A 14,260-nucleotide genomic window follows, 5' to 3' on the forward strand; every position below is an offset into this window, starting at 1 on the left:
GCGTGGGCGCTACGGCGCCTGCTCGCGCGCCTGCAATTGCTCGCGCAGCTGCCGCGGGTTCAAATGGGTGTAGTCCTTGTTGATGTCGAACTTGAGCAGCGGCGTCAGTTGCGGGTCGAGCAGCTTGCGCAGCACGCCCAGGAACTGCGGCGAGGCGACCAGCACCAGCTGGCGGAAGCGGCTTTCGTGCAAGCCCTGCAGCAGGAAGCTGTTGATGCTGCGGGCGAACAGTTCGGTCTCGTGCTCGGTGGGCGTTTGCGGCGGCTCGTAGCTTTTGTTGGGCGCGGCGCCGCCGGTGTTATGGATGCTCTTGGTCGCGGAAGTCGGGCCGATTCTGTCCGGCTCGGTGTCCGCGGTGCGCAGGCGTACCGCCGTATTGACCATATCGTTGATTTCTTCCAGCTCGCCATTGTCGCCAATGTCGCCGGACCCGGCAAAAAAACGCGCCCGCCCGGCATTGGCCACCACAATCCAGGTCGCCTCCATGACATCTCCTTTCAAACCACGATAAAAGATGTTGGAGTGCCGGGGCGCGCAATGGTTCCGTGCGCCGCTTACGGCGCCGCCGAGAATGAACTATGCGACGGGAACTTGGCTTTCATCCACTCGCGGTTCAGTTGCAGGGCCGTGACGATGTCCTGCGGCAGCGTGTCGAGAATCTCGGGGTCGTCGCTCGGGGTATCGGCCAGCAGGCTGGCCAGATGAATGATGCCGCCGAGCTTGCTGAACGGATGGGCCGCCATCGGGTCCGACGAGCATTCCAGCGCGCGCACGATCGTCTCGGGGAAGTTCCAGCGCCGGCCCAGCTCGGCCGTGATTTCGCCTTCGCAAAAACCCAGCAGACGCTGTTCGCGCTCCCAGCGCCCGCCCGGCAGGTGCGGCTGCTGTTCGATTTCCGCGAAGGCGGTCGGCTCGGCCTGGTAAATCAGCAATTCGCCCAGGCGCACCATCATCCCGGCCAGCCACGCATCCTGGCCGTCGCTGCCCAGGCTCGACGAGAGCCACTTGGCATAGCCGGCGCAGGCCATGCTGCTTTTCCAGAATTCATCGCTGTCCAGCCCCGGCAGGTCGGGAAATGTTTCTGCGAAGCAGGCGGCCAGTGCCAGGGTGCGCACGTGCGACATGCCGGTCATGGCGATGGCGTCGTCGAGCGAATTGACGCCGCGCGAGACGCCGAAACGCGCACTGTTGGCCAGGCGCATCAGCTTGGCGGTGAGCGCCGGATCGCGCGCGATGATGGAACTGATCAACTTGGCCGAGGCGTCTTCATCATCGAGCGTCTTGATGAGAGAGTGGGCCACTTCGGAGATCACCGGGAGTTTGACGTTCTGAAAAAATGCGGAGAGTTCGGACATAGTGCTTCCTTTGAAGGTCAGTCGCGGCGTGGTGAACGGGGAGGCAAACGGAACAGCTTGGACAGGACAAGGGCGCCGCCGCCGGGGTGGGCCAGGAGCGTCGATGGGTCAATGGCATTGTGGCATTGGGCAGGCATGCTTCGGTTTTCCCCGGCTTGCGTTGATGATCCAGTCTACTATGAGTAATGCCCCATGCAAACAAAATCCGCAGCGTCCAGGACAGCGCGGCAAGCCCGCGCTGGTGCCGGCCTGGCCGCGCGCGCGGGCGGTTTCGCATTTCCTCTACGGGCGACTGGCGCGCCATGCAGCATGCGTAAAAATGCGGCGCGCGCGAGGTGGGCCAAGGGTGTTGTTTTTAGCGTGCGCAATGGGAAGGGCGACGGTCGCGCTTGCCGGATGCGGCAGCGCCATCCCCATCCAGGAGCAGGCAATTGCGCTGCGGGTGCTCTCCAGCGTAATCTGGTTCAATGCGCCGCAGGTGCCGATGACCACCCTCGTGGGCGACGCCTTGACGGTCCTGGAGCGCTACCTGGGGACGGGCATGGCGCCGGCGGAGTTTACCGACCGCTGCATCGATGACAGCGGCGCCGTCATCGCCGCCGGCCCGCACGTATGGGACGGCATAGTGAACCGCAAACCGCCAGGCGCGTGCACCCGGGCGTTTCCGATTTACTCAAGCCCGCGCATGGAGGCCGGGGAATCGATCAAGGGCCTGATCTTCCAGTGCACGACCAAACCGCTGGCAGCGGCGTTCAGGGATGGCACGTATCCGCCCCACGTGCTGTTTACAGGCGAGGAAAAGGCATGGCTGCAGCGGATTTTCCCCGAGGGCGTCTGCGACTGCCGCCGGTCCGACCAGGGCCGGCCAGCCAACTTGTGACGGCAGTGGCAAGCGCGCCCGTGCCGCGCGAGAGTTGTTGACACGGGCCCATCCGTCATCTAATTTCAATGGTGTTGGCTCAGCGTTCCGAACGCGTCGGTTGATGCTTCAGGAAATTGACTATGGTCAAGGCTGTTCAGGCATCGCAGAGCAAGATTGAAGACTGGTCGGTCCCGTTCAATCACTCGGAGGCAATCGCCATGACAGCTTGGAACCCAACAGCCGCTTGCGCGCTCGCGGCAATCGTACTGGCCGGATGCGGCGGCACGGTGCACCTGCCGGACAGGAAAATCTCGCTCACCGTGTTATCGAGCAAGCCGCACGAAGTGTCCGGCGGCGATGCCCGCATTGCCGTCAGTGCGGCAGCCGACATGCCCGGCCAGATGAGATTCCGGCTCAATGGCCAGCGCATCGATCCGCCGATGGCCGCCGGCGGCGCGCGCATGGAAGGCGTGGTATCGGGCCTGGCCGACGGCCGCAATACGCTGGAAGTCAGTTATACCGATCATGGCGGCAGGGAGGTGTCGGCCGCGCTGGCGCTGACCAACCACCCGCTGACCGGTCCGATGTTCAGCGGTCCGCAGCAGCAGCCTTTTGTGTGCCGCACCCAGGAGTCGGGCCTGGGCCAGCCGCTGGTCGATAACCAGGACGGCATCGGCCATCCGGTGTTCGATACACCTGGGGGGCGCCTGCTCGGGCATAGCCGGTACTGCGCCATCAAAACGCAGATTCACTACTTTTACCACACCGGCGAGGGGTTCAAGCCGTTCGACGCCGTCAAGGGCTACGTCACGCCGCCGGCCGACCTGAAAACGATCACCCTCAATGGCGCCAGCGTGCCGTTCGTGGTGCGGGTCGAAGCCGGTACCATCAACCGCTTTGCGTACACCATCGCCATGCTGGCGCCGTTTCCCGGTGGGGCCGATGCAGCGCCGTCGTTCGACACCGCGGCCTGGAACCGCAAGCTGGTGTACTGGCTGCGCGGCGGCGTCGGCATCGGCCATCAGCAGGGCACCGCGATCTGGTTCAGCAGCGGCATGCGCGGCATCGAGCGCCAGATCATTTCCAGGGTGCTGGCGCAGGGGTATGCAGTGGTCAATTCGTCCGGCAATGAAGCGGGCGTGCATTACAACATGCGCCTGGCGGAAGAAACGGCCACGATGACCAAGGAGCGCTTCATCGAGGCGGTCGGCCGGCCGGCCTTCACGATCGGCATCGGCGGCTCGGGCGGGGCGGTGCAGCAGTATCTGTTTGCGCAAAACCGGCCGGGATTGCTGGACGCCGGCATTCCGGTGCAATCGTATCCGGACATGGTCACGCAAACGATCCCCGTGGCCGACTGCCCGCTGCTGGAGCAGTATTTCAGCGACGAGGTGGCGCTCGATCCCGCCTCGCCGTGGAAGTCCTGGACCCGGCGCGCCCTGATCGAGGGCAGCAATGCCAGCGATACGGTGGTCAATCCCCTCACCGACAAGCCGGGATCGACCGAGTGCATCAACGGCTGGCAGGGCGCGGTGCCGACCGTGGTCAATCCCGTCTACAAAGACCCGCGCTATGACCTGGTGGCGCAGAATTACGGCTATCCGGCGGACGTCTTCGCCAAGGTCAAATGGACGCACTGGAACGACCTGGCCAATATCTACGGCACCGACAGCGCCGGTTTTGCGCCATCCCCGATCGACAACGTCGGCGTGCAGTACGGGCTGGGCGCGCTGGCGGCGGGGCAGATCGGCAGAGATGAATTCTTGCGCATCAATGCCTGCGTCGGCAGCTGGAAAGAGGCGTCGCAGTTCGTCACGTGGGATGCGGCCGCCGACCCGTTCGACGCGCGCAACATGCAGCGCAGCGCCACCTGCCGCGACCCGGCCGGCCAGCCCGCGCCACGCCGCGCGGCAGACCTGTCGGCCGTGCGCGCGGCCTATACGTCCGGCCACGTGTTCACCGGGCAGCGGCTGGACATTCCGATGATCGATGTGCGGCCGTACCTGGAACCGGTGCTCAACATGCACAACATGCGCCAGGCTTTTTCGGTGCGTGCGCGCCTGCTCGACGCCAATCGCGCGGCGGCAAAGAACCAGGTGATCTGGCTGACGACGGCGGCAGCGGATCAGCCGGCGCATGTCATCGATGCGCTGGGGGTACTGGACAGCTACCTGAGCACGCGAACCGTGCCCGCGCAATTTACCGACAGCTGTTTTGACGCCAGCGGCGCCGCGATCGCGGCCGGCGCAGCGGTCTGGGACGGCATATTGAATCAACAGCCGAAAGGCGCCTGCAGCGCAGCCTTTGCGGTGCATGCAAGTTCGCGCATGGTGGCCGGCGAGTCGGTCAAGGGCGATGTCTTCAAGTGCAAGCTGAAACCGGTGGCGGCGGCGCTCGCGGACGGCACTTATCCGCAGGCCGCCCCCTTCAGCGCGCGCGATAAGGACTGGCTGGAGCGGATTTTTCCGCAAGGCGTATGCGACTATCGCTTCGGCGACCAGGGCCGGCCGGCGCGCTGGTGACAGCGGCCGGTGGGAGTGCAGCGGCGGCCTATTTGGCGCCGCTGAATTTGAACGCCAGGATTGCGCCCGGATTTTCCAGCTTGTTGGTGGGCGCGCCGTGGTCGCTGGTGCCGAGCGAGCCTTCGATATCGGTCGCCACGCAGATGGTGGCGTCACTGTCGTTAAAACAAGCGTGTTTGATGACAAGGAACGCGATGTTTCCAGCTTGAGGCTGAGGCATCGCAATAATATATTTGTAATGCCGTGAATAAATTGCGATAATAAAAAATTAAATGTTAGTCAACATTTCTCCGCATCATATTGCCATAATTCCATTTTTGGGGCCCCGAAAAACCTGCTGAGCCGCGCAAATTTCGTCCTGTGTGCTCATCGTACCTTCATATAGCTGCGCTTCTCGAACGAAACCTGCGACGCTGACCACGGTTTTTCGCGGCCATTTATGGTCTCCCCACAGTACCTACCTACTTAATTAGAATAATCTATTTTCTCCAACAATACCGAATCGAGCAAAGTAGGGGGAATCATGAAAGATATTCTGTCGGATGCAGAGTTGACTGAAATTGAAAGTAGAGCTAACCGAGCGTCCAGGGGGCCATGGCGCTCATATGTTGAAGGCCGCGACCATACCAGCGGTTCAAGTTTCATCATGACAGGGCCTGAAGAAATGCGCGGCCAGGATATCGAGTTGGCCGGGGCTAGTGTGGCCGACCAAGACTTTCTTGCTGGTGCGCGTCAAGACATACCAGCACTGGTGAATGAGGTTCGCAGGTTACGGGCACTTTTGCGAGTAGTATGAGGCGCGGACACGGCGCAACGTTGGCTCCTGTCAACGACGGGTGGCTCCGCCTCGGCTCTGGGGCGCGCCAACTGATGTATGTATGAGCAACCATGTATAGCCACTTGGTGTCGCGCGAATCGGGCTGTGCTTACGGGACCGTGTCGCCCGGCGCGGCCAGCACCTGGGTCCAGTAGACGCGTGCGCTCTCGCCCGCCTGGTTGATGGCGTAGCCCGCGCCCATGTCGGTAAATTGCGCATCCATCACATTGGCGCAGTGGCCCGGGCTGTCGAGCCACCCGGCGACCACCTCGTCGGCCGAGTCCTGCCCGACCGCGATGTTTTCGCCGATGCGGCGCCAGCGATAGCCGGTCTCGAGCGCGCGTTCGCCTACCATGCGCCCATCTTTGCCGGCGTGGCTGAAATAGCGTTGTTTGGCCATGTCGCTGCTGTGGCCCAGCGCCGTGCTTGCGAGTTCCTCGTTCCAGGCCAGGGGCGGGGCGGCCTCGAACGCTTGCGCGCCGCAGTCGCGGGCACTGGCGCGGGCCCGGTTGACCGCTTCCAGGATGCGCTGCCCGGCGTCGCGCGGCGGCGGCAGGCGCGAGGCGGCCGAGGGCGGGGCCGGCTGGGCAAACACGATCATCCAGCTGTCGCCGGTGCGCCTTGCGCCCACGTCGGAAAATTGGGTGCTCAGCAGCGTCTTGCAATAGCTGCGTTCGAGGCTGGCCATGACGCGCACGGGATCGGATACACCTTCCACGAAAATTGCATCGGCTTGCGCCACCGCATAGCCGGCGCGCGCAATCGCCTGGTCCAGCAAGGTGCCGGGAGGAGCCTGGACCCTGGACAGTGCCGCATGCGGCGCCAGCGGTGCGACCGGCCCCATGGTGCGGCCCTGGCAGGTGTGCGGCGCGGCACGGTAGGCGTTGATCAGTTCGATGAGCGTGGTGCGTTGCTGGGCGCTCGCTGGCAGGGCGGCCAGGAGCAGGCTGGCGGCCAGCCATCGCAGCCGGCTGCGGGTGGACCGGTGTGGCGGGGCAGTGTGTGGAGCGAGGGTCTTCATGGCGGCGATTCTAACAGCGGCCGCAGGACAGGTCGATTTGGCCAAGTCCCGGGCAGTGGAGCCGACATTTTTGCTATGCTATCGTTTTTCCACCGGCCGGCGCGTGTGCCCGGGCCGGCGAACCTCATTTACGGAGTAGTGCATATGGCCTCGTTGCAAGAGCAGTTTTTGAAAGCCGGCCTGGTCGACAAAAACAAGGTCAAACAGGCCAATCAGGACAAGAGCAAGCAGAAGAAGGTCGAGCGCCGTACCGGCACCGAGACCGTCGACGAAGCACGCCTGGCCGCCCTCGAAACGCAGCGCAAGAACGCCGAGCGGGCGCGCGAACTCAATGCCCAGCGCGATGCGGCCGCGAACGAAAAAGCGATCGGTGCGCAGATCACCCAGATGGTGCAGAAAAATCGCCAGAGCAAGGGCAATGGCGACATCGCGTATAACTTCACGCACAACAACAAGATCGAGCGTTTCTACGTGTCGGCCGCGGTCCAGGCGCATTTGGTGGCGGGACGTCTGGTGATCATTCGCCAGGGCGATTCCACCGAGCTGGTGCCGCGCGTGATTGCCGATAAAATCGCCGAGCGCAATGCCTCGATCGTGGTGCGCGTGAATAAAGCCAGTACCGAAGTCGATGCGGACGATCCGTACGCAGCGTTCCAGATTCCCGATGACCTGATGTGGTAACGCAGGTCCATTCCTCAGTCAGGTCGCGCGCGCAGGTTCCGGGCGTTCCGAGAAACGGGCGCGGTACTGCAGCGGGTTGACGCCGAAATTGCGCAGAAATACCCGGCGCAGCGTTTGTTCTTCGGCGTAGCCAATCTTCGTGCAAATGGCTTTCAGGGGCAGGGTACTCGATTCCAGCGCCCGGCAGGCCGCTTCCATGCGCATCGCCTCGACGGTCTTGGCCGGCGTTCGGCCCACGGTGGCGGTGTAGACGCGCACGAAGGTGCGCAGCGACATGTTCGCCATCGTCGCAAGGCGGGCCACGCCGAGGTCTTCGTCGATGTGGCTGGCGATCCACGAATGCAGGCTGGCGAAATTGCCGTCGTCGCGCGCTTGCGTGGCCAGGGGAACGCTGAACTGGGATTGTCCGCCGGCGCGCTTGATGAACATCACCAGCTGGCGCGCGGTCTGGATGGCGATCTGGTGGCCATGGTCCGCTTCGATCAGCGCCAGGCTCATGTCGATGCCGGCGGTGACCCCGGCCGAGGTCCAGAGGGCGCCATCCTGGATGAACAGGGCATCGGCATCGACCCGTACTTCCGGGTGGCGCTGCCGGAGGCGATCGACCCAGGCCCAGTGCGTGGCCACGCGGCGAGCGTTCAACTGGCCGGCGGCGGCCAGCACGAACGCCCCGGTGCACACCGAGCACAGTCGCCGCGCGCTGGCCGCGTGCCGGCCGATCCAGGCCACCAGTTCCGGACACACGGTGAATTCCTCGCCCTTGCAGCCGCCCGCGACGATCAGCGTATCGATATCTGCTCCGTCAAGCGTGGCCACGGCCCGCGTGTCGACCGCCAGGCCGGCGCTGGACATGACGCTGCCGCCGCTGACGGAGGCAATGATGGTTTCATATAGCGGCTGCGCCCCCTCGGCCTGGCCTAGCCGGTTGGCCGTGGCGAACGCCTGCAGCGGCCCGGCCAGGTCGAGCAGGTTCATGTCCTCGTACGCGAGAAAGACAATGCGGCGCGTTGCCGAAGCAGGCATGTGTGTTCCTTATGTAAGCCGATACCGAAAGCGCATTATCGCCCCTGCCACGGATACTCGGCTTCCAGCACGACGAAACGGGCGGCAGCGGTGCCGTAGCGGGTCGTGATGTCGTCGAGCGTTTTGTCGAGCACCCGGGCTGACGGGGTGGCGTCGAACTCGGGCAGTACCCAGTCGAGCGGCTTGCCCTGGCCGGCGACCATGTCGGGAACCAGCATCAAGCCGTTGCGCGTCCTGACCGGCGCGTCGGACTGCGCGAGCGCGTGGACGCGCGTGCGCAGGGTGGCGCTGTAGGCGTCGGCGGCGAGCGAGAGCGCCATTTCGTCCACGCCGGGGGCCACGGGAATGCCGATATCCTGGCTTGGGCGCAGAAAATACGAGGTGACGGCCGTCACGCGGTCGCCGAAGGTGATGCGAAACGCGTCGCTATCGTGCGCGCTGCCCCAGTCGGCCACGCCGAGCTGCGTGGCCAGGACACGCGCGCGTTCGGTGCCGCCAATGGCTTCGACCAGTGCCAGGGCAGTCGGGATCGCCGCGCTGATGCCGGCACTCGATACGATTTTTCCATCGGCGACATAGCGCGTGTTCTTCAGCCAGACCGTGTCCGGATAGGCCTCGATGCGCGACTGGTGCGTGCTCCAGTGGCCGGTCGCGCGGTGGCCGCGCGTCAGGCCGGCCTTGGCCAGCACGATCGAGCCATTGCAAATGCTGACCATGGTCGCGCCTTTGGCTGCCTGGGCGCCGACCCAGGCCAGCAGGGTCGGGTCATCGCTCTTTTTCAAGGCCGGGACGACGACATAATCGGCGCCGTCGGGATAGCGCTGGTCGAACTGGGCGACGGTATTGTCCGGCTGGATTTGCAGTGGCGGCAGCTGCAGCAGACCGGGCTGCGTGGCCACGCTGACGACATCGGCCAGGCCGGATTGGGCCAGCACGCCGTAGGGGAGCACGAAGTCGGACATCACCGTGCCGCTATTTTCGCCAACGACCGCGATGACAGGGCGGGTGCGCCCGAAGCGCGGCGCGTAGGTGTCGATTTTTTCGGTGGGCTCGACGCTGGCCGCGGCCGATGCCACGACGGGCGCGCCCTCCCGGGCGGACGAGGAACCCGTAAAGGCAAGGGAGGCAAGTGCGATAAGCACGAGGCGTGTGAATCCAGTCATGATTGAAACTCCTGTCAGGCCATAAGTAAGATCGCGGGGACGTCAACGCCACCGGGTACCAAGGCCATCTTACGAGGAGAGGGTTTTGGCGTAAATGACAAAATACAGTCAATTCACGCCAAATCGACATGGATGCGCGGATGCGGTTAGCCCCAAAATTTGCTTCGGAAACGAAAACGCCAACCTGCATGGGTTGGCGTTTTGCTTGCCGCAAAGGCGGTCAAGACCATCCCCGCCGCAGCGGGGACCGGCGGGAGATTACTTGGCGGCTGGGGTCGCGGCTGCCGTGACGACCGGTGCCGGCGCTGGCGCGCTGGCGGTTTTTTCCGCTGCCTTGGCTTCTTTCGCTGCCTTGGCGCGGGCCTTGGCGGACTTCTTGTGGGTTTTTACTTCGGTCTTGGTGGTGGTGACTTTCTTCCTTGGCACCCGGAGTGACCGTGGTTTCCTTGGTTTCCGTCTTGACCACGTGCGCATCCTTGGCATCGGTCTTCACGACCGTGGTTTCCTTCGATTCGGTTTTGACGACGTGCGCTTCGGTCTTCGCCGCTGGCGCAGGTGCGGCGGCAGGAGCAGGGGTTTGAGCGAAAGCAGCGGTAGCGAACAGGCCGGTGATCAGGGTAGCGATAGTTTTTTTCATGATGTGGTTTCCTTGGGAATGGTATAAACGGTTTATTTTGTTTGTGTGAAGCGGCTTACTTGCTTGCCTGCGGGGCCGGCTTGGCGGCTTGCGCGGCGGTCTTGATGTCCTGGGCTGGTGCTTTGACTTCGGCTTTGGTTTCAACCTTTACTTCAGCCTTCGCTACCGGTGCTGCTGGTGCCGGAGCCGGTGTCGGGGAATGCGCGAATGCGGCGCTGGCGAACGTTCCGACGGTCAGGGTAGCGATTACTTTTTTCATGGTCAGTCCTTTTTCCGGGTTGAGGTTCGGTGCACATGTGCCGTGTCACTGAGCTGAAAACGCCGCCCGCAACCGATGAGTTGACCGCCTTTACACGCGCTTACAACTCGCTGTATTTGCTTACAACTCGGCAAGCTGGCGCCCAACAGATCGCCGCAAGCGCTCGTGCTGCCAGCGAGGCTGTCCGGGATCAAGGTGACGAGAGGGTAGACTCCTACTATTTGAGTCTTCAACGAAAGGAACTTCATGAACATTCGCTTGATGGGGCTCATCGCCGCGCTGGCAACCGGGTTCAGTGCCGGGGCGTGCGCACACACGAATCTGACCAGCATGTACACCGACATCGCCGGCAAGTCATGCAAGAAAACGTTTGTCGAAAAAATTACCGGCGCCTACACATTGAGATGCCCTGGCGTGGGCAAATACCGCCTGCATATTCATGACGACGATGAGCGAAGTTCGATTGACATCGTGACCCCGGATGCGCAGGTCTACGCGCTCAATTACTGGGAGGTCGTCACCCACGGGTTTTCCTCGCTCGGGAAAAAGGCCGAATGGCGGGTTGCCAATGCCGGTGGAAAGACGGTTCCGGTCGCGCTGATCGTGCGCCTGAATGTGATGGATCAAAGCGACCCGGAGCGCCCGAAGCGGCGTCAGGTCCTTGTGATGGCACACATCGGCAAGGGCACGGCATGTGTCGTGAATGTCGTCGATGCGGCATCTGCCGACGCCAATGCGCAGGCCAGGGCCGCCGCCGACCGTCAGCCGCAAGCCTGTCTGACGTCCGATGCGCGCTGATTGAGGCGCCAGTACATGGCGATGACGTTGCCAGCAAGGGCATGACACGCGCGGAGCGCTCCAGTCCTGCCGGCCCGGGCAAGGGAGCGCCGGGCCCGCACATCAGGACGTGCGGCCGGCGTGCCGCATGATTGCTGCTTGCCACAGCGGCTCCCCCGCAGGAGGCATTCCGGCAAGCTTGAGCAGGGAGTCGATGTAATCGGCGTAGCCAGGATCGGCCAGCTCCTTGATCAGGGGCAGGTTGAGCAGGGCAAACGCGGCATGCCAGCCATCGCCTTCCTGGCCCGGCTGGCGCAACGCCAGTGCCGGATTGAACTGGTAGCGCCCGGTCGACAAGCGTTTGAACAGGCGCCGGTTATACGCATAGTCGCGGCTGACCTCGTTACGCGCCAGGACGCCCGAGATAAAGGCGCGCTTGCCGCGTTCCGGTGCCAGGACCGTGGGAGGCCACTTTTCGTAGGCGGCCAGCAGCATGCCGGCATCGAAGCTGCCGCGGTCGCCGGCGTCGGCGCGGCCGAAGCAGGACTTGAAGAGTACCCACATGGTTTGAAACAGCACATACTCGGATTGACGGCGGTCGATGCGCACCAGGCGATCGCCGGCCATGACGTCGATGCAGGGCGGCGCCACCAGCTGGACCACGGCGCCGAACGGACCGCTCGCATAGGCACTGTCGCGCAGGGCGGTGGCCATGGCCCAGTGCAGTGCGTTGCGGCCCAGGTGGTCGGTGGCGGAGGTGTCGGCGCCGCGCGCCAGCAAGGCCTCGATGAGGGGGACGTTGCCGGCGGCGGCGGCCGCCATCAGGGGCGTCTGGTTCATCGGCGTGCGATGCTCGACGCCATGCTTGTCGCACAGCCGCAGCACATCCTTGATGTTGCGCGCGAAATAGGGCATGTAGTGGCGCCGCCCGAAGGTTGCGCCGAGCTTGCGAAAGCTGTACGCCTGCTCGTAGCCGGCGCAGCGCGCCAGCACGTCGGCCAGGACCGACTCGTCGAAGCAGGCGGCATACTCGTACAGCTGGCCCTTGTGCTTGCTGCCGGGGGCGTGCTCGCGGAATACCTTGCACAGGCTTTCGCGCAACCTGGCCTCGTCGAACACCGGCCAGGGCACCGGGGTGCTCTTGAGGATCAGACGCTCGATGGCGTCGGCTTGCTCCTGCTTGCCCTGCAAGGCCAGCTTGCGCGCTTCTTTTTGCCAGTCTTCCAGGCTGGACGCGGGCGTATCGTGTTTCGGCGCCGCGCCCGCCTGCGCGATATCTAGCAGGCGCAACAGCGGATGCGCGGCGTCCGATTCGACCAGGTACACATGGCGGATGGCCCGGGTCAGGGCCACATACAGGGCATTGACATAGAATTTGTAGATTTCGAGCGACTTGTCGGACTTGTCCCTGGCACGGCTGTACTGCAGATCGTCGCTGGCGATGTCGGCCGCGCTGATGCCTTCGGCGATCTCGCCGAAGCGGGCCCGGTTGCCGGAGATGAAGCGGAACAGCACGATGCTGTCGTACTCGAGGCCCTTGGCTTCGTGGACCGAGAAGATCAGCGGCGTGTCGAAGTGTTTTTTCGCTTCCTCCTTGTCCTCGTCGCGCAGCACCAGCACCGCGAAGCGGGTGGAACGGCGCGTCTGCGCGTTCAGGTCGCGCCGCGCGCTGTCGCTGTCGGCCAGCAGGCTGACCGTGCCGGCGTCCTGGTTGACGGCATCGACCAGGAAATTGCTTTCGCGATCGATCGAGCCGAAGCGCCGGTGTTTGATTTTCAGGAGCGTGTTGGCCACCCGCGTCACTTGCGTGCCGTTCCTGAAATTGGCGCGCAATACCTGCAACTGCTGGCGCTCGGCCAGTTCGGGATCGCGCCAGAACAGGGATTTGACTTTGCTCCAGGAGAAAAAGTTCGGGTGCACGATCTGGTTCGAGTCGCCGCACAGCAGGAACTGGCCCGGCTTCCTGAGCGCCTGCAGCACCAGCGCCAGTTGCGCCACGGTCAGGTCCTGCACCTCGTCGACCACCACGAAGTCGTAGCGCGGCTGCACCTCGCGCCGCCAGTCATGCGCCACCAGGTTCAGGTCGAACAGCCGGGCCTGCTGTAGCCACGCGCGGTAGCGCTCGAACAAATCGTACAGGGCATCGCGCTCGGCCGCGCCAAAGATCGACTGGCGCGTGCCGAGCGCGCCGTATTGTTCGCGCGTGAGCACGCCGGCGGCATCGGCGGCGAGCACGCCACGGATTTCCTCGAATGCCTGGTGGGCGTCGATGCCCTTGAATTGCTGGCGCATGCGCGCGAACCAGGCGGAAAAATCGCGCCAGGTGGCCTCGCGGCCGTGCGGGACCCGGACCGATTCGAGAAACTCGCGGTAGGACAGGAAGGTGGCTTCCTGGCCGGCCTGCTCGAAACCGTCGGCGTAGTACAGATCGCGCGCGGACTGCGCCAGATAGGCCGAATGGGTCACGTACAGGACGTCGCCCTGGGCCTGCTTCATTTTCTCGAGCGTGAGCGCGGTCTTGCCGCTGCCGGCGCTGCCGACGATGATCAACGGTGCGTTCTGCACGTAGACCGCTTGCTGCGCATCGTCGAACGACATCACCTTGTCGAGCCAGTGCACCTGGCGCCGTTGCGGATGCAGGTAGGGAATCTGCGCCGCCTGCGCGCAGGCCTCGGCGGCGTCGGCGGCGGCAATGCTGTTTTCGTCGATCCGGGCTCCGCGCATGAAGCGCGACTTGTCGTAGTCGTGCTGCTCGATCACTTCCAGCAGCAGCGCGTAGACTTCGCCGCGGTAGCGGATGGTGGAGAACAGCAGGCGGTCGGCGTAGTCGAGCTTGGCGCGATAGATCTTGGCGTGGGTCAGATTGGCCAGTTTCTTGACATCGGCCGCGCGAAAGTCGTCGCGCTCGATGGCTTGCCGGACCTTGTCGTAGTGGGCCTTGTTGCGGGGCGGGCAAAAGTTGCTGTATTCAAGGATTTTCATCGGAACGGTGCAGCCAGGGGGATTTATCGTTGGCGCTATTTTAGCCGGGGCGAGCGGCTATGAGGCGCGGAAATGAGCGCGTCGGCGCAGGGGCGCATCATCCGGGCACGACGGCGCGCGCGTGCCGATGCCGCCGTTGCGTGACGTAGCGTACGGACGAG

Annotated in this window: 14 protein-coding genes; 5 read left to right on the forward strand and 9 right to left on the reverse strand. The window is 63.9% G+C overall.

The window, feature by feature from the left end; all coding sequences use genetic code 11:
* Nucleotides 1–9: 9 nt before the first annotated feature.
* A complete protein-coding gene (locus RBA41_RS25375) occupies nt 10–486 on the reverse strand; it encodes a host attachment protein (protein WP_306627009.1) in 477 nt (158 codons plus the stop codon).
* A gap of 68 nt (nt 487–554) precedes the next feature.
* The gene (locus RBA41_RS25380; protein WP_306627010.1) at nt 555–1,355 is read right to left on the reverse strand and encodes an HDOD domain-containing protein; all 801 of its coding nucleotides are present in this window, start codon (nt 1,353–1,355) and stop codon (nt 555–557) included.
* Between the two features lie 367 nt (nt 1,356–1,722).
* Here RBA41_RS25380 and RBA41_RS25385 point away from each other — a divergent pair, with 367 nt between their 5' ends.
* Both RBA41_RS25385 and RBA41_RS25390 read left to right on the forward strand, forming a co-directional pair.
* Entirely contained in the window at nt 1,723–2,235 is a 513-nt protein-coding gene (locus tag RBA41_RS25385) for a DUF6351 family protein (protein WP_306627011.1), read from the forward strand.
* A gap of 200 nt (nt 2,236–2,435) precedes the next feature.
* Nucleotides 2,436–4,739, forward strand: coding sequence for a DUF6351 family protein (locus tag RBA41_RS25390; RefSeq protein ID WP_306627012.1), 2,304 nt, complete (start codon nt 2,436–2,438; stop codon nt 4,737–4,739).
* A gap of 28 nt (nt 4,740–4,767) precedes the next feature.
* Here the strand turns inward: RBA41_RS25390 and RBA41_RS25395 are convergent, their stop codons facing one another.
* Nucleotides 4,768–4,959, reverse strand: coding sequence for a hypothetical protein (locus tag RBA41_RS25395; protein WP_306627013.1), 192 nt, complete (start codon nt 4,957–4,959; stop codon nt 4,768–4,770).
* Between the two features lie 303 nt (nt 4,960–5,262).
* Between RBA41_RS25395 and RBA41_RS25400 the strand changes: the two genes are divergently transcribed.
* Nucleotides 5,263–5,535, forward strand: a complete 273-nt coding sequence (locus RBA41_RS25400; RefSeq protein WP_306627014.1) for a hypothetical protein — start codon at nt 5,263–5,265, stop codon at nt 5,533–5,535.
* Nucleotides 5,536–5,665: 130 nt separating this feature from the next.
* On the opposite strand, the gene RBA41_RS25405 is transcribed toward RBA41_RS25400, so the two are convergent.
* A complete protein-coding gene (locus tag RBA41_RS25405; RefSeq protein WP_306627015.1) occupies nt 5,666–6,577 on the reverse strand; it encodes a CAP domain-containing protein in 912 nt (303 codons plus the stop codon).
* 144 nt (nt 6,578–6,721) lie between these two features.
* Between RBA41_RS25405 and RBA41_RS25410 the strand changes: the two genes are divergently transcribed.
* On the forward strand, nt 6,722–7,258 hold the full coding sequence (locus RBA41_RS25410) for a DUF2058 domain-containing protein (RefSeq protein WP_306627016.1): 537 nt from the start codon (nt 6,722–6,724) through the stop codon (nt 7,256–7,258).
* Between the two features lie 18 nt (nt 7,259–7,276).
* Here the strand turns inward: RBA41_RS25410 and RBA41_RS25415 are convergent, their stop codons facing one another.
* The 4 genes from RBA41_RS25415 to RBA41_RS25430 form a co-directional block, all read right to left on the reverse strand.
* Entirely contained in the window at nt 7,277–8,281 is a 1,005-nt protein-coding gene (locus RBA41_RS25415) for a GlxA family transcriptional regulator (RefSeq protein ID WP_306627017.1), read from the reverse strand.
* A 35-nt stretch (nt 8,282–8,316) separates the two neighbouring features.
* The gene (locus RBA41_RS25420) at nt 8,317–9,444 is read right to left on the reverse strand and encodes a DJ-1/PfpI family protein (RefSeq protein WP_306627018.1); all 1,128 of its coding nucleotides are present in this window, start codon (nt 9,442–9,444) and stop codon (nt 8,317–8,319) included.
* 220 nt (nt 9,445–9,664) lie between these two features.
* Complete coding sequence (locus tag RBA41_RS25425; protein ID WP_306627019.1) at nt 9,665–10,081, reverse strand: hypothetical protein; 417 nt, start codon at nt 10,079–10,081, stop codon at nt 9,665–9,667.
* Nucleotides 10,082–10,136: 55 nt separating this feature from the next.
* Complete coding sequence (locus RBA41_RS25430) at nt 10,137–10,340, reverse strand: hypothetical protein (RefSeq protein WP_306627020.1); 204 nt, start codon at nt 10,338–10,340, stop codon at nt 10,137–10,139.
* A 246-nt stretch (nt 10,341–10,586) separates the two neighbouring features.
* On the opposite strand from RBA41_RS25430, the gene RBA41_RS25435 reads away from it, so the two are divergent.
* Nucleotides 10,587–11,138 carry a hypothetical protein gene (locus tag RBA41_RS25435; protein WP_306627021.1) on the forward strand — a complete coding sequence of 184 codons (552 nt, stop codon included), beginning with the start codon at nt 10,587–10,589 and terminating at the stop codon, nt 11,136–11,138.
* A 102-nt stretch (nt 11,139–11,240) separates the two neighbouring features.
* On the opposite strand, the gene RBA41_RS25440 is transcribed toward RBA41_RS25435, so the two are convergent.
* Nucleotides 11,241–14,099, reverse strand: coding sequence for a UvrD-helicase domain-containing protein (locus RBA41_RS25440; protein ID WP_306627022.1), 2,859 nt, complete (start codon nt 14,097–14,099; stop codon nt 11,241–11,243).
* Nucleotides 14,100–14,260: the final 161 nt, after the last annotated feature.

Source organism: Massilia scottii, assembly GCF_030846495.1.
In the GTDB taxonomy this organism is placed as follows: Bacteria; Pseudomonadota; Gammaproteobacteria; order Burkholderiales; family Burkholderiaceae_D; genus Telluria_A; species Telluria_A violaceinigra.

Excerpts from the sequence above, each read along its gene's own strand:
- RBA41_RS25375 (WP_306627009.1), bottom strand. The coding sequence starts at position 486 with ATGGAGGCGACCTGGATTGTGGTGGCCAATGCCGGGCGGGCGCGTTTT.
- RBA41_RS25380 (WP_306627010.1), bottom strand. The coding sequence starts at position 1,355 with ATGTCCGAACTCTCCGCATTTTTTCAGAACGTCAAACTCCCGGTGATC.
- RBA41_RS25385 (WP_306627011.1), top strand. The coding sequence starts at position 1,723 with ATGGGAAGGGCGACGGTCGCGCTTGCCGGATGCGGCAGCGCCATCCCC.
- RBA41_RS25390 (WP_306627012.1), top strand. The coding sequence starts at position 2,436 with ATGACAGCTTGGAACCCAACAGCCGCTTGCGCGCTCGCGGCAATCGTA.
- RBA41_RS25395 (WP_306627013.1), bottom strand. The coding sequence starts at position 4,959 with ATGCCTCAGCCTCAAGCTGGAAACATCGCGTTCCTTGTCATCAAACAC.
- RBA41_RS25400 (WP_306627014.1), top strand. The coding sequence starts at position 5,263 with ATGAAAGATATTCTGTCGGATGCAGAGTTGACTGAAATTGAAAGTAGA.
- RBA41_RS25405 (WP_306627015.1), bottom strand. The coding sequence starts at position 6,577 with ATGAAGACCCTCGCTCCACACACTGCCCCGCCACACCGGTCCACCCGC.
- RBA41_RS25410 (WP_306627016.1), top strand. The coding sequence starts at position 6,722 with ATGGCCTCGTTGCAAGAGCAGTTTTTGAAAGCCGGCCTGGTCGACAAA.
- RBA41_RS25415 (WP_306627017.1), bottom strand. The coding sequence starts at position 8,281 with ATGCCTGCTTCGGCAACGCGCCGCATTGTCTTTCTCGCGTACGAGGAC.
- RBA41_RS25420 (WP_306627018.1), bottom strand. The coding sequence starts at position 9,444 with ATGACTGGATTCACACGCCTCGTGCTTATCGCACTTGCCTCCCTTGCC.
- RBA41_RS25425 (WP_306627019.1), bottom strand. The coding sequence starts at position 10,081 with ATGAAAAAAACTATCGCTACCCTGATCACCGGCCTGTTCGCTACCGCT.
- RBA41_RS25430 (WP_306627020.1), bottom strand. The coding sequence starts at position 10,340 with ATGAAAAAAGTAATCGCTACCCTGACCGTCGGAACGTTCGCCAGCGCC.
- RBA41_RS25435 (WP_306627021.1), top strand. The coding sequence starts at position 10,587 with ATGAACATTCGCTTGATGGGGCTCATCGCCGCGCTGGCAACCGGGTTC.
- RBA41_RS25440 (WP_306627022.1), bottom strand. The coding sequence starts at position 14,099 with ATGAAAATCCTTGAATACAGCAACTTTTGCCCGCCCCGCAACAAGGCC.